Below are 14,093 nucleotides of genomic sequence, written 5' to 3'. Positions count from 1 at the left end.
CAATTCATCACAGCATCACTGCCGTGATTGTTCCTGTGGAAAATTTCTTCCCTCTTGTCGGGAACCCTTGCAAGACCTCCCCGGGTAAGAGCTATAACCTTCCTCCCATATAACTGCTGTATTTACTGTATGGAATTCGTGCAGTATAGGACTTCGTTTTGTAATGCAAACTCATCCGTTCCAATTCAGCCTTATATACAGTTTCTGTTCGTCAGTTCAGGATTTTGCCTTAGGCTTCCTTCAGATTCCACCTCACGGTGGACACCCTTGCCATTAGCTAACAGTTCCTACTGCCAGGCCTGTAGTGGACTTTCACCACCAAGTTATAGCCCATGCCGGGCACACATTGAAAAAAGACAAGGAATAAAATCCTTGTCTTAACTCACTAATTGATTTGAAATATTTTCATAAGTTTCTTGATCACATATAATCATTAACTCCGCATTTTCTGGTATCATTTCATCTGCTTTTTTAGCGATCCCTAATCTTTCTCCTTCTGATAAAAGGGTCGCTCCATAATCTAATAAAGCGTTATAGGCATCACGGTAAGTCACCCAGGAAGGATCCTTTTTAATTGAGTAAATATCATGGCCATAATTGGTTGAGGTTAGCTGTCTAAACATTTCGCTTGCTCCTTTATACGTGGCGCTTTTAGCAATCAAGTGAGCACTTGTCTGATAAGGCGTTATAAACTCATCAACTTTAGAATGTTTAAAAGCATTAATATGTTGGTCATATAATATCTCAGCTATAGTATAAACATCAAAATGTTCTTTTTCACCAAGGCTTTCAATAGTTGTCGCAATAAGTAATGTTTGACCGTCTGCTAAAGAATAGTTCTTTACATCATCTGAAGCAAAGATTAATACCGCAAAACTCTATTTAATATTGGCTTTATATAATGTATTATCATGTGCAGGATTTCCTGAAATAAAATGAACCCGATCACTTCGAATCGGTGTTTTGTCCAAGGATTCATCAATTAAACGATTTCTTTGTCTTCATGCATAATTAGTAGTTCATCGATGGTTTCTTTAGAACGTTTCGTGTAATTTATGATGATATAGTGGTTAGATTTTTTATAGGACAATTTTCCTTCCTCCTTATTTCTTCGATACTCATGGATGGAATCCACAATATACCCGATTACAACTCCCATTAATCCAATACCAACAATATATACAGCGGTCATGGCATATAATTGACCAGCCGTTGTAACTGGAGAAATATCTCCAAAGCCGACTGTTGTCACTGTCGTCATAATCCTCCACAATGCCGTGAAATATGAATCAAAGGTTTCTGGCTCAATCCCACGAATGATGAAGGCTGAAATGAAAATAAAAATAATCAGTAATATAGCATAGAGTAGTTTGTTATCAATTTCTCGGATTCGTTTCTTGATTAATTCGAAAAACATGGCCGACATCCTTTTTATAAATTTGTATAGTAATATTATACAATTATGACTATAGATTGAGTAGTTTGAAACATAGCTTAAAGAACATTTTAATCGGTATTTTCTAGAATTCCTTTACACGTCATGATAATATAAACATAAAAAATGTATAGAGGGGGAGTAATTTGATGAGTGAAAAGCCAATAATTCAAGTGCGTGATAACGGTTCAATCCTAGTTAAAGGTGATGTTGAGTTACTAGATGCAGAAGGAAATAAATACGAAACAAAACCAGCTTTCTCTTTATGTCGTTGTGGTGCATCTGATAACAAGCCATTTTGTGACGGATCACATAAGAAGGTTGGATTTGAATCAAAGACACGTGTAAATGAATCGTAATCTCAAAGAGCCTGATGAAGGGCTCTTTATTTTTTATTTAAAAATCGTGTTACAACTTTAAAGTTTTATTGCTTGTCAGTTATGTCATGCATTATACTGTATATGATAATGAAACTAAGGGGTTTTCATCATGACAAAAATCCGATTATTATTAATAACCGCAATATTACTTTTAATATTACCTCTTCACGTTTCTGGACACGAATCGGGAGAGGACATTGAAAATATATCATTAAATAGTGAAGCTGCTATATTAATAGATGCTAATTCTGGAGAAGTTTTATACGATAAATATGGCGATCAATCCATGTATCCAGCAAGTATTACTAAAATCGTTACTGCCATCATAGCGATTGAGGAAGGTAATTTAGATGATACTGTAACGATAAGTGAGAATGCTAGGGATGTGGCCGGAACTAGAGTTTATCTTGAGCCTGGAGAAAAAGTTAAAATGGAAAAGCTTGTCAAGGGTTTATTGATTAATTCTGGTAATGACGCTGGTGTAGCTATTGCAGAACATATTGACGGAAGTGTTGAGGATTTTTCTGATCGAATGAATCGATTTGTAAAAGAAAAGATAGGTGTTAACAACACTCATTTTGAAAATCCTCACGGTCTTTATGATGCTGATCATGTCACAACAGCGGAAGATATGGCCAAAATCACTCAATATGCCATGAAGAATGAAGAATTTCGAGAAATTGCTGCTATTGAAGAAATGAAATGGGATGGTGAGAGTTGGGACACGACTCTTTATAATCATCATCAATTAGTTCGTCAAAGAGATGATGTAACTGGGGTAAAAAATGGTTTTGTAAGTCAATCAGGTTTTACACTCGTTACCTCAGCAAGTCAGGACCACATTGATTTAATAGTTGTCACATTAAAAGCGGATTCTGCTGATTTTGCTTATCAAGATACGGAAAAACTTTTAGATTATGGATTTGAAAATTTTGAAACCTATACTGTCGAGGCAACACCCGATTCCTTGCACTTAGGAAATTCAGAATATATATTAGAGGAAGATTTTGTTTTTACAGCCGAAAAGGGAATTGATTGGAATCAAGATTTTACCGAAGACGGTAAGCTTGAAATTGAGAATGAACAAGGCGAAACAATTGAAACTAGGGAATTAACTGAAGTAGTACAAGCTTCAACGATGGAAGAACATCACACCTTGGATGAAGATACAGAGACAAAAACTCACCAAATAAGTGTTTGGGGAATTGTTTTAGGGGTTTTAGGTTTATTACTGGTCTTAATGATGGTTAATATTATTAAAAAACATCGCAGACGCCGCTTCTTTTATTAATCAGCACCATTATCAACAAGGAGTTAAAACAAAATAACTTTTATATAATAGAGCCGAACTTTAGGGTATATTTAGCACCTAAGGTTCGGTTTTTTTATTGCTGTAAGTTCGTCAAAATTGTTTCGCTTTCTTCAGAGATGCTTTAACATCAACAATCTACTCCTGAAAATCAACAAAATGTTTTTATAATTAAAAGATTTAGAAGCTCCTGCCACATAATTTTTCATTTAAAACATGCATGAACAGTTTTATTAAACAAAGATTATAACAAAGAGCTTTAAAGAAGGGGTTATATATGATAGAAGAAATTAATTGGCTGACTTATTTAATGATCATATTAGCGAGTTATCGTTTCACACACCTTATTGTATTTGACAAAATTACTGAATTTATAAGAAAACCGTTTTTAGAGAAGAAAACTGTAAAAGATAAAAAAGGGCATATAGAAAGTAAAGAGGTACCAACCTCAAAATTTGGTTATTTACTTAATTGTTATTGGTGTGCAGGAGTGTGGAGTGCCATATTTATGGCTATTGGTTACATGTATATTCCAACTATTGCTTTGCCAATTATTTTTATCTTTTCAATTGCGGGTGCCCAGTCTATTTTAGAAACGTTCGTTGGTGTTGGAATCAAATTAGTTGATTACTTAAAAACAAAATAAGACGGCTATCAATAGCCGCCTTAGTCTTTATAGATCCCTATTATTTCTAGGGCCGTCACCATTTTCATCTGTTTCAATCTCATCAGGCTCCAGCTCTTCTGAGAATTCGGTTTGGAGTCGATAATCTCCTCCACGATGTTCTTCACGTTCACCTTCATTGTATTCTGACTGAACTTGTTTATGGAAGAAATATTCAAATATTGTAACTGCTACTGCGGATATTAATGATGCTGCAAATAAATTTCCTCCTACCGTTAAAATACTTAGCATAAAATAGATCACTACATACGCTAGGACGAAATCAGTTACAGTGGCAACCGTGTTACTTGTTCTAGGTAATACAAAAGCATCTCCCATGTAAGAAACCAAGGTTAAAACCACACTGATCATTAATACGTTACCAAATGAAACATCATATCCGAATCCTAAGATTAAAAATAATAAGACAAAACATGAAGCAAATTTGATGGCTAATAATTTTGTATGATTCATGTTAAATCCTCCTTTCTTTATTTATTGTTGTTATTTTTTATCATTTTATACTGCGTATTAGTTGTCGTTTGATTGTAATATGTTATACTTATTAGTACATGATAAATAAGTGTACTTATTATGTGTACATATAAAAAACATGTACTTATTTGAGTACATGTGTAGGAGGTGTATATATGTCACATTATTATACATGTATCGCAGTCGATGTGGTTAAATCGCAAGACCAAAAATTAGATCAAGTAGAGGCATATTTAACCGATTTAAAGGAATATTTAAATCGAAAGTTTTCGGAGAGATTAACCATCTATTTTGATATAAGAAAAGGGGATGAACTCATTGGAGTGTTATCTCGTTTTTCTGATGCTTATCGAATATTAAGAGCTATTGAAAAATTTACCGAAAATAAACCAAACTTCACATTTTATATTGGCTGTGGATTTGGTACGATTGATACGAAGAATAAAGAAAGTATCCACATCGCAAATGGCAGCGCAATCATTAATGCTTTATATGCTCGAGATGAATTAATTAAACAAGGTGATAGAGAAGCTAAAATATGGGAGTTCCCAAAACAACATAAGATCTATTTTTATACAAAGGACTTTCCTTATTCATCGATCAATGCCTTGTATTATATGATCAGTCAACTCATCAACAAACGAAGTGAAAAACAGAAGGCCATTGTTCAAGCAGTGAGAGAAAATCCAGACATGACGTACGAAGAGATTGGAAACAAGTTTGGTTATAAATCTCCAAAAACAAGTGTTAGTAATCACTTATATGCCGCAAATTTTGAACTTGTGGCAGAATCAGAAAAAAGCTTACTTCAATTATTGGATTTCCACCAGAATCAACTCGAACAAAATAAGTGAGGATGTTTTAGATGACTTATTTATTATTGCTTATACTCGCGCACTTTTTAGCGGATTTCACCTTTCAAAGTGATCAACTGATTCAAGAACGTCACCACCCTGATAAAAAAAGAAGAGAGAATGCTATCGTTAAACATGTAGGGATTCATTTTATCATTTCAGTGGGGTTTGTTTTTATTGGAATGCTTATCTCTCAATCTATGAATCTACTATTAGTGCTTATGTTATTAATTGTCATCATCCTAACTTCCGTGACACATTATGCGATTGATAGTGCTAAATATTACTTAGATCAGAAAATCACATCACAAAAAATGAAGGTAGTTCTTTTTCTAGTTGATCAAGCATTGCATATAACCATTATCGTTTTACCGTTTATTTACTTAATAGAGAAATACTCGGTTGGACAAGTTTATATTTTTGAAGATGTGATTGCATTAATCATCTTACTTTACCTTAATACAGTTGTCGCATCGCACTTTCTTCATATTGTTCTAAACAAAATTGCACCTCCCAACTCGATTGAACAAACTATAGAAGAAGAGATCGATCGGAAAGAAGATGGTCAAGAACCTCAAATTCATACGGTCATTACCAAAAGTAAAACATCATATCCTGAGAGTCACCATAAAATAGGGCGTTATATAGGGATGCTTGAACGTGTCCTGATTATGATGTTTGTATATAGTGGTCAGGTGATGGGAATTACGATTATATTGGCCATTAAATCAATAACCCGATTTAAACAGTTTGATGATAAACGATTTGCGGAATACTACCTCATTGGAACATTGATGAGTATGATTATTGGGTTAATATTTGGCTATTTAGCAAGACTGGTTTAACTTATGGGAATAAGCACCTAACTGTTAGATGCAAATTAATAGTTAGAGTGCTTTTTTATGGATAATCCACTAAACTTAATAATTCATCTATGGGTGTTTCAAACAGGAAAACCCAAGGTCGATTTTCTTCATCGAACAATAGGAGGTACGGTTTTTCATTTTCAGGTTTGATTATAATGACTGTATCAACTTCAGATTGAAGCCATTCATTATCAATTTTCACCACAGGATCTAATGGTATTTTAATCATAAAACCATCTTCAGGTACTGGGTCAATGCCTTTAAAAATATCATCGATACTTTCGATGTAACGTTCTACCTCATGTTGCATATCGTCTGTTTTTGAAACAGTCTTAACCACTTGTTCCGTTTCGACATCAAAAATTTCAACATTAATTTCTTCTGCATTAACCATAGAAGGTGATAAGGAAGACATTACAATCAATAAAAATATAAGGCGCAAACCAAAACCCTCATTTCTTTAGAAGTCCTCATTGTCTCCTGGTGCTGCATCTAATGCAATTTCGTAGGCATCTAATATAGAATTTCTAATATGAGGATCTTCAATAGGAACTAAAAATTGTTCTTCCCCTTGCTGTTCAATCTTCATTAACAACGTCTCATCTTGGTCTTTTAATAAAGCATATGAGTCTTCTTCCATATCGAAGAGTGCCTCCACAATTAATTCGCGTTCAGCTCCTTGCTCATCTTTTATCGTAATTCGGTCGCGATGTTCTTCCATCATTAAAACCTCCAATAAATAAAGTCAAGCTTAGTTTGTGTTTAACCGTCAATATTATGATTTAAAATATTCAATCAAACGTTTGATTGAAAAATAAAGGAGTTTGTCAAAATTAATGGAATATAATAGAGGAAGGGGGGAGATTAAATGACAAAACCAGAAGAATCTGTAGTCGTGTTAGCTAAACATGACGAACACTTTATTTTAATTAACCAATTTAGAAAACCAATTAATGATTATACGATCCAATTACCGGGTGGAGGAGTAAATCCAAACGAGGATATTAAAGAAGCAGCCAAACGTGAATTCCTTGAAGAAACAGGTTATCAATGTGGGACTGTTGACCATCTAGGACTACGTCCAGCTTCTTGGATTTCTGACGAAATAACACACGTTTTTTATACTAATGAGGTGCTTAAGTATGTTGGACAAGCACTTGAAGAACATGAGAAGATTGAAGTTAGAAGAGTAAAGGTTGATGAAATTTATTCCCTTATTGAAGAGGGTACCATCGATGATTCAGAATTATGCTTTGCGATATTACAAGGAATACTAAAAGGTTATTTAACCGTGTAACGAAAGGATTAATCATCATGAAATTAAGTGTATTAGATCAATCACCGATTTCAAAAGGGCAATCTCCAGAAGATGCTATACATAACTCTATTCAATTAGCAAAAGAAGCAGAGAAATTAGGCTATCATCGGTATTGGGTTGCCGAACATCACAGTACGAACGGACTAGCATGTACTTCACCTGAAATAATGATTGGTCAAATAGCATCCCAAACTAACAGAATTCGTGTAGGATCTGGGGGAGTTCTATTACCACAATATAGCCCACTTAAAGTGGCTGAAAATTTTAATATGTTAGCTGCCTTTTACCCAAGTCGAATCGATTTAGGGGTTGGTCGCTCACCTGGAGGTCCAGAATCAGTTAGACTTGCGTTAACCGATGGGCAAAAGAAAAGCCTTAGCTCTTTCCCTCGACAAGTAAAAGACCTTCAAGGTTTTATTCATCAATCATTTCCGAAAGATCATGATTATCGAAAAATCAAAGCCGGACCAAAAATTGAACATCATCCAGAAATATGGGTTCTTGGTGTCTCAGAAAGAGGAGCTAAACATGCCGCAAATGCTGGAGTAGGCTTTACATATGGGCATTTTATAAATTCTGAGAACGGAAAAGAAGCATTAGGTCTTTACAGAGAACATTTTAAACCTTCCCCAAGTCTAACAAAACCTAAGACGAATTGTTGTATATTTGTCGTTTGTGCAGAAACACAAGAGAAAGCTGAAGAATTAGCTCTCAGCCAAGATTTATGGTTATTAAATGTAGGAAAAGGTAGAAGTACCATTGTACCGACTATTAATGAAGCTAAAAATCGTATTTTTAACCAAGAAGAAATTGAAGAAATAAATAAAAATAGAAGACGGGCCATTATTGGGACTCCATCTTTTGTGAAAGAACGGTTAGAAGAACTGTCTGAAGAATATCAGACTGACGAGTTTTTGATTATAACTAATATTTACGATTTCAATGCCAAATTAAAGTCATACGAATTACTTGCTAATGAAATACTTTAAAAGCATTCCCTTCAATTATAGGAATGCTTTTTTAGTGATTATTGCTCAAAATATAAAGGGAGTATTTTGGAATCTCTGGGTTTTGCTATAAAATGAAAAGGAATAACCATATTTTTACTGAATATATAACATTAAATAATTGGATTGATATAGAATGGAGTGACTATTTATGGGAGAAACAGTGAAAAATTCTGTGAAGAATCGAATAGGAGCAGTATTTGTGATCGTGAACAATATGCCTCGAGCCGTCAAATGGTATCGAGAGTTATTGGATTTACCAAATGACGATGAATTCGTTAACAACACGGACCCGCATATTAAAACAATTTATCCAATTTCATTGGAGAATACTGAATTACTTTTAGATAGTATGCATCGAGAAGAAATTAAGCCAAGTGAGAATCACTTATTCTTTTTTGATACAGATAATATTGAAGAGACGTATCAAGCTATGGAGAGTAAAGGGGTTAATATTTTGTCACCAATCGAAGGAGATGGTGGAGTCAAGTTTTTTACCATTGAAGATAGTGAAGGAAATCGCATCATGTTCTGTGAAGAAAAATAGAATAAGAGTTAATTCAAGCATTGTGACGCTAAAAAGGTTATAATAGAATTAATGGACCTGTTAAAGGTCAGTCACAATGACGGAGGCTAATATGAATAAATTAAACATTCAGCATTACACGAATGAGGATCATGACCGAGTTACACAAATGACGGAAATGATTGATAAGCAAACAGTCATTGCTAAATCGACTCATATTAAACATAAAAAGTGTCAACATATTGGGTTTGTCAAGTTGAAAAGAGGTCGCGAATATGATCACGAGTTTTATGTTGATCATAAAGGAGATATTGATTTAAAAATTGATGAACTCAATAGGATCCCTTGGATTGAGCAACAAATGAAAGAAGAGCTCGGTAAATTGATTCGGGAAATGGGAAATGAACAAGAAGAAAAAAAGTTACACCCTACATTGTTTAGAACTAAAATTAATTAATATAAAGCATTAAAACCCGTTGAAGTATATTCTTTCAACGGGTAATTTTATGCCTATTTCTTTCCGAAATGAAATAATCCAACTCCGAAACCTAATAACAACATAACGAAAGAAAAGATTAAAAACGGAACAGCACCAAACTGAAATATAAGCGGGACGGATAGTGCAGTAACTAACCCACCACCTAAAAAAGGCTCAAAAACTAATTGTTTATAACCAAAACCTTCAAATGAAGGAGATTTAGCCTCAGGGTCAGCTACACGCATCAATAATAAACCCGTAGCTGTAATACCCATGGATTGACCAAAGTCTCCAATGGCTCTCTCTAACCAATAAGATGGAATCATCCGTGGTGCTAAAACAAAAAAGCCGAATACGTTCCATCCAATACCCACGATTGCTAAGAGTAAGAACGGAATAATATTTTCTCCAATAACTTCGAGGGATACGGTACCTATTGCCGCCAGTATTAAAATATCTAGAGCAAGACCTTGAATTCTCATCACCATATGTCGGTCTAGTATGCTCGCATGATCAAGCTTCGTAAAGAATAGTTGTACCAGAATACCCCCAATCATGGCTAATGGGAAGAGAGGTACATAAGTCATTAAATCAGTTCCAAATATAACTGCTTCTACCCAGATTAATCCTTGTAATATAAGATATCCGACTAATATCGCTAATCCGATAATTGCGAAATGTAGTGATAAGGGTTCAATCGATTCCGGTCTTACAGTCATTTTGGCCGCAGGTTCCCGATTCTCAAATTCGATAATACCTTGTCGCTGTGTTGCGGAAGCCTCATCAGCACCTTTTATAACTTCTGTCTTACCTTTTCTAATGCCCCAATTAATCATAATGATTCCTATGATCACACCAGATAAAATTCCAACGGTTGCAAGTCCGATTGCTAAATCATAAGCTTCAGCAAAGTCCATTTCTTCAAATGTTCCTTGTAGACCAGCTGCGGTTCCGTGACCTCCTTCAAAACCAACTTCAATCAATGCTCCAACCATTGGGGGTAGACCAAAGAAGGGTGTTAACACTAAAAGCGTCAAAAGAATACCAAATACATATTGTCCCCAACCTAAAGTCCAACCAAATGCAAGTTGAGGACCACCAATATTCCAAACCTTCTTTAAGTTAGGTAAAATAGTTCCTAAAAATAGTGTTGCAAATACTACGTTTATTAATAAGCCCGGTAGTGCTTCCCATACTGCCGAAATCTCAGGTGTCATAACACCTGTACTCCAAAAAGTTCCTTCATCAAAAAACTGTCCTAATACTTGTGGTCCTAATATTAAAGCTAAAAATCCAGCTATGACGGAGGAGGGTAAAAATAAATTTTGAAGCCACTTTGAATTAATTCTTATCCATTTACCTATTAATAAAAAAACTCCTAAATACAATAGCGCAAAACCTATCTGATCTGGAGTCATCATATATTCTCCTTTTTCAAAGTTTGGTAAAGGTATAATACCACGAGTATTAATTTTTAAAACTGTATAAAAATTACTTAAATGTATTAGAAATAAACTATAAAGACTTATATATAAGTCGTTTAAAATATTCATTTTAAATCAAACTAGTAATATCATGAGTTTGGAGGTCATGAGATGGACGATAAGCAATGCGGAGCAACATTTAAGATAACTCCAGCTATAGTTGGCGATTTATTAAATTCAATTTTAAGACTTAATCACAAGGAACGAAGTAGGGTATGCTATGGAACAAAAACCTAATAAATTTGAAGTATTATTATGGAGCATTTTCTTACCTGGATTGGGCCAAATACTCAATCAAAAATTGGTTAAAGGATTTGTACTTGTTATACTCGTCATCATCGTTAATTATAAATCGAAATTAAATTTAGTGATTTTCAGTTCATTTAATGGAGAATTATCTAAAGCAATATTGATGACGGATTATCAATGGCTCTTGTTTTGTCCATGTCTTTATATGTTTGCGATATGGGATGCTTACAAAGAAGCGGAAGGGGAAGTATCTGTTCTTGGATATATACCATTTGTTATGACGGCTTACTTTGCAGTAGTGGGTTTAATTTTTTTCCTCAACTTTAGAAGTATTTGGGAGGATATTAGGGCCATTATACATGACAATACTGTTTGCTATAATAGGTATCCTGATGGGATTAATGGTAAGAAGAATTGCAATAAATATAATTCATAGATTATATAAATCCAAGTAAAAAGGTAGCCTATTAAATAGTTGCTACCTTTTGAATATAAATTACAATTTAAGGTTCTTTCACCCAATTAGGAAGCATCTCTATATCAGCCGCTTCCAAAGCAGTAAAAATGGGACATCTCGAATCGACGATTTTTTGAAGTTCATCTATGCGATCTTCAGTTTCATCTGTTTTAACTTTAGCATTTATCGTGACCTTTTGAAAATAAGGTCTTACATCCGCCTTTCCCATCATTCCATCAAGATCCAATTCACCAGTGACTTCAAATGAAATTTCTTGAAGATCGAAATCTATTTCTTTTGCAACCATATTAGCTATCACATTTTCACAACCAACTAAAGAAATGAGTAAAGTCCCTAATGGGTTTGGACCTTCATCATTCCCTCCCATGGAAGGTGGTTCATCAATTATAATTTTATGATCCTTAGAGTAACCTACAGTCTGTCTTCCAATCGTACTAGCGGTTATTTTCTCAACCTCGGACATTGCTGAACACTCCTTTAATTTTGTATTGAGACAAAAAATGAACTATCTCTTTAGTTGTAAAATACATACCCTTTGCTAATTGATTAAAAACAAGTTGAGGTTTAAAAGTTTCTATAATTTGAAAATAGCTTCCTACCTAGGTAGAATTAAATTGAAGTTTTTATAGATTAAAGGGGCTGAAATATATGACACAAAACGTTGAAAACCAAAATCAATTCGAAAAACTGATCAATAGTGAAGAACCAGTCGTCATTAAATTTGTTGCTGATTGGTGTCCAGATTGTAAACGTATGGACTTTTTTATAGGTAGCGTACTAGAACAATTTGATGAATTTCCGTTTTATGAAATGGATCGTGACCAATTTCCTGAAATCGCTGAAACATATCAAGTGATGGGAATCCCAAGTTTATTAGTATTTAAAGATGGAGAAAAAATTGGCCATTTACACAGTGCAAATGCCAAAACACCTGATGAAGTGACAAACTTCCTCAATGACTATTTCCAAAAGGTAACAAACTAACATAATAAAAAATAACGTCCCTTTCGTATATAGAATGGGACGTTATTTTTATACCATTTAATTAAATTTTGAAAATTTATCATGATAACACTACATTAAACTAAAAACATTAGACATAATATCAGTAAATAATGGTTTACATAAAAGTAGAGGATGCTATAAATGTCCATTTCCGAATTACTTATTAGACTTATAAACCTCGATATGAAACCACCTAGACCAAGAATAAGTGGCGAGGGATATTCAATTTATTTTTATGATTATGATCACAATCTATTTGAATTACATACAGGTACTTTAGAAGAAAGGTTATCAACTTACAAGGAAGTTGATAGGGGTGAATAAGGAATTCTATAGAATCGATTGATAAGGTCACTTATAAGTCAAATTAAATCGCTGGCTTATCAAGCAAATATTGACTTAATGATATAATTTCATCATATGATTGAGCGTTGTTGGGATGTCTTCTGAGATTCTCTTATGGTACTCATTTAATCTGCTGTGATATATAGTCATTTTGTGTGAAGAATATAATCCAGATAAGATTTGATCATCAATGGAATCATCTGATCTCTGATCTATTATTTTGAATACTAAACCTTCTGATTTTAGATATTCTAAGTTAACTTCTTCCTGGCCCGGTAACGTATTAAATATAAATATAGGTATTTTTTTATAAAGGCCTTCACTGATCGTAACTCCACCGGGCTTCGTTAAAATACCGTGAGACTGTTGATAAAGTTCGTCCATCTCCTGTCTAGAATTGATATAAGGTAGAGGTATCAAGTTAGGAACCTTTAACTGTTTTATTTTACAATACAAAGTTTCATTCTTTCCACAAAGGATATAATAATTTGTTTTATTAGGATTTAACTTTTTAGTAAGTTGCATAATTGGTCCAATTCCTAAACTTCCACCTGATACTAATATGTTCAATTTTTCATTAGATAGATTTTTGATTGTTTTAGATTGTTGGAGTAGAGGATGAATAGGAATTCCAGTAACAAAAATCTTATGATGATCTACTCCTTTTTCAATTAATTGTTGTTTAATAGTGAGCATCTGGCGCTAAATGCAAATCCACTCCTTTAATTCCCCAAATGGTATTAATAAAATAATCAGTGTAGACATTAACAATAGGAATAGAAATAGCATTTGTTAATTTTAGTTGACTTAATATGTACGAAGGTAAACAATGAGTGCAAATAATAATGTCAGGTTGCTTTTCCTTTATTAGCTTTAACATTGCTCGCTGAAACAAAAGATCATATATTAGAAAACGTTCTTTATTCCCATTGTTAACAGCATTTTTCTTATATAACCAACTATAAACTGATGGGATCGTGCCAATCGATTTAATATAAAAATGTGAAACCAATAATTCAACATTTCCGTAAGCATATTCTAAAATGTCGACCTTATCAGCCTTTATTAATGGGTTTAAGATTTTTAGCCAGTCTATTAAAGTATCTGCAACTTGATGATGTCCTGTTTGCATATTTAAGAACGGTATGATTAATACCTTTTTCATGAGCTTAATCCTTTCTACAGATGCTTGTGGAATAG

20 protein-coding genes and 1 pseudogene are annotated in these 14,093 nt (G+C 33.8%); 12 read left to right on the top strand and 9 right to left on the bottom strand.

From position 1 onward, the window contains the following. Positions 1-377: 377 nt before the first annotated feature. Positions 378-623, bottom strand: coding sequence for a hypothetical protein (locus tag BMY57_RS10920; protein ID WP_091774224.1), 246 nt, complete (start codon positions 621-623; stop codon positions 378-380). Between the two features lie 359 nt (positions 624-982). Then, positions 983-1,417, bottom strand: coding sequence for a potassium channel family protein (locus BMY57_RS10915; RefSeq protein WP_177176374.1), 435 nt, complete (start codon positions 1,415-1,417; stop codon positions 983-985). 167 nt (positions 1,418-1,584) lie between these two features. Here BMY57_RS10915 and BMY57_RS10910 point away from each other — a divergent pair, with 167 nt between their 5' ends. The 3 genes from BMY57_RS10910 to BMY57_RS10900 all read left to right on the top strand — a co-directional run bounded on the left by BMY57_RS10910 (position 1,585) and on the right by BMY57_RS10900 (position 3,770). Next, positions 1,585-1,794, top strand: a complete 210-nt coding sequence (locus BMY57_RS10910) for a CDGSH iron-sulfur domain-containing protein (protein ID WP_175614713.1) — start codon at positions 1,585-1,587, stop codon at positions 1,792-1,794. 130 nt (positions 1,795-1,924) lie between these two features. Continuing rightward, entirely contained in the window at positions 1,925-3,106 is a 1,182-nt protein-coding gene (locus tag BMY57_RS10905; RefSeq protein ID WP_091774218.1) for a D-alanyl-D-alanine carboxypeptidase family protein, read from the top strand. Between the two features lie 295 nt (positions 3,107-3,401). Next, positions 3,402-3,770, top strand: a complete 369-nt coding sequence (locus BMY57_RS10900; RefSeq protein WP_091774217.1) for a DUF1360 domain-containing protein — start codon at positions 3,402-3,404, stop codon at positions 3,768-3,770. A gap of 27 nt (positions 3,771-3,797) precedes the next feature. On the opposite strand, the gene BMY57_RS10895 is transcribed toward BMY57_RS10900, so the two are convergent. Further along, entirely contained in the window at positions 3,798-4,262 is a 465-nt protein-coding gene (locus BMY57_RS10895; RefSeq protein ID WP_091774215.1) for a YndM family protein, read from the bottom strand. A 176-nt stretch (positions 4,263-4,438) separates the two neighbouring features. Between BMY57_RS10895 and BMY57_RS10890 the strand changes: the two genes are divergently transcribed. Together BMY57_RS10890 and BMY57_RS10885 are read left to right on the top strand one after the other, a co-directional pair. Further along, positions 4,439-5,137, top strand: coding sequence for a hypothetical protein (locus tag BMY57_RS10890; protein WP_091774214.1), 699 nt, complete (start codon positions 4,439-4,441; stop codon positions 5,135-5,137). An 11-nt stretch (positions 5,138-5,148) separates the two neighbouring features. Further along, the gene (locus BMY57_RS10885) at positions 5,149-5,982 is read left to right on the top strand and encodes a DUF3307 domain-containing protein (protein WP_091774212.1); all 834 of its coding nucleotides are present in this window, start codon (positions 5,149-5,151) and stop codon (positions 5,980-5,982) included. 55 nt (positions 5,983-6,037) lie between these two features. On the opposite strand, the gene BMY57_RS10880 is transcribed toward BMY57_RS10885, so the two are convergent. Both BMY57_RS10880 and BMY57_RS10875 read right to left on the bottom strand, forming a co-directional pair. Continuing rightward, positions 6,038-6,445: a hypothetical protein gene (locus BMY57_RS10880; protein WP_091774210.1), complete on the bottom strand. Its 408-nt coding sequence runs from the start codon at positions 6,443-6,445 to the stop codon at positions 6,038-6,040. 18 nt (positions 6,446-6,463) lie between these two features. Further along, entirely contained in the window at positions 6,464-6,724 is a 261-nt protein-coding gene (locus BMY57_RS10875; protein ID WP_369678859.1) for a DUF1292 domain-containing protein, read from the bottom strand. 147 nt (positions 6,725-6,871) lie between these two features. On the opposite strand from BMY57_RS10875, the gene BMY57_RS10870 reads away from it, so the two are divergent. From BMY57_RS10870 to BMY57_RS10855, 4 genes are all read left to right on the top strand, one after another. Then, positions 6,872-7,300: an NUDIX hydrolase gene (locus BMY57_RS10870; RefSeq protein WP_091774204.1), complete on the top strand. Its 429-nt coding sequence runs from the start codon at positions 6,872-6,874 to the stop codon at positions 7,298-7,300. A gap of 17 nt (positions 7,301-7,317) precedes the next feature. After that, a complete protein-coding gene (locus BMY57_RS10865; protein ID WP_091774202.1) occupies positions 7,318-8,310 on the top strand; it encodes an LLM class flavin-dependent oxidoreductase in 993 nt (330 codons plus the stop codon). Positions 8,311-8,479: 169 nt separating this feature from the next. Next, positions 8,480-8,875, top strand: a complete 396-nt coding sequence (locus BMY57_RS10860; protein WP_091774201.1) for a VOC family protein — start codon at positions 8,480-8,482, stop codon at positions 8,873-8,875. A 91-nt stretch (positions 8,876-8,966) separates the two neighbouring features. After that, on the top strand, positions 8,967-9,311 hold the full coding sequence (locus BMY57_RS10855; protein ID WP_091774199.1) for a hypothetical protein: 345 nt from the start codon (positions 8,967-8,969) through the stop codon (positions 9,309-9,311). A 53-nt stretch (positions 9,312-9,364) separates the two neighbouring features. Here the strand turns inward: BMY57_RS10855 and BMY57_RS10850 are convergent, their stop codons facing one another. Beyond that, the gene (locus BMY57_RS10850) at positions 9,365-10,750 is read right to left on the bottom strand and encodes a sodium/glutamate symporter (RefSeq protein ID WP_091774197.1); all 1,386 of its coding nucleotides are present in this window, start codon (positions 10,748-10,750) and stop codon (positions 9,365-9,367) included. Positions 10,751-11,036: 286 nt separating this feature from the next. On the opposite strand from BMY57_RS10850, the gene BMY57_RS10845 reads away from it, so the two are divergent. Further along, the gene (locus BMY57_RS10845) at positions 11,037-11,501 is read left to right on the top strand and encodes a hypothetical protein (RefSeq protein WP_256205299.1); all 465 of its coding nucleotides are present in this window, start codon (positions 11,037-11,039) and stop codon (positions 11,499-11,501) included. Positions 11,502-11,568: 67 nt separating this feature from the next. Here BMY57_RS10845 and BMY57_RS10840 read toward each other — a convergent pair whose 3' ends face one another. Next, positions 11,569-12,006 (bottom strand): OsmC family protein, encoded by a 438-nt coding sequence (locus tag BMY57_RS10840; protein ID WP_091774195.1) that lies wholly within the window; start codon positions 12,004-12,006, stop codon positions 11,569-11,571. Between the two features lie 185 nt (positions 12,007-12,191). Here BMY57_RS10840 and BMY57_RS10835 point away from each other — a divergent pair, with 185 nt between their 5' ends. Beyond that, positions 12,192-12,527, top strand: a complete 336-nt coding sequence (locus BMY57_RS10835) for a thioredoxin family protein (protein WP_091774194.1) — start codon at positions 12,192-12,194, stop codon at positions 12,525-12,527. A 204-nt stretch (positions 12,528-12,731) separates the two neighbouring features. Beyond that, positions 12,732-12,872, top strand: a pseudogene (locus BMY57_RS16485) (FosX/FosE/FosI family fosfomycin resistance thiol transferase); the annotation flags it as partial. A 75-nt stretch (positions 12,873-12,947) separates the two neighbouring features. Here the strand turns inward: BMY57_RS16485 and BMY57_RS10825 are convergent. Beyond that, the gene (locus BMY57_RS10825; RefSeq protein ID WP_091774192.1) at positions 12,948-13,589 is read right to left on the bottom strand and encodes a glycosyltransferase family protein; all 642 of its coding nucleotides are present in this window, start codon (positions 13,587-13,589) and stop codon (positions 12,948-12,950) included. Then, positions 13,576-14,058 carry an MGDG synthase family glycosyltransferase gene (locus tag BMY57_RS10820; RefSeq protein WP_091774191.1) on the bottom strand — a complete coding sequence of 161 codons (483 nt, stop codon included), beginning with the start codon at positions 14,056-14,058 and terminating at the stop codon, positions 13,576-13,578. The genes BMY57_RS10825 and BMY57_RS10820 overlap by 14 nt, the downstream gene beginning before the upstream one ends. Positions 14,059-14,093: the final 35 nt, after the last annotated feature.

Origin of the sequence: Piscibacillus halophilus (assembly GCF_900110685.1) — a bacterium.
GTDB classification, from domain to species: Bacteria; Bacillota; Bacilli; order Bacillales; family Alkalibacillaceae; genus Piscibacillus; species Piscibacillus halophilus.
Note: the sequence above shows the minus strand (reverse complement) of the source record. Positions and strands in the feature narration are given on the sequence as shown.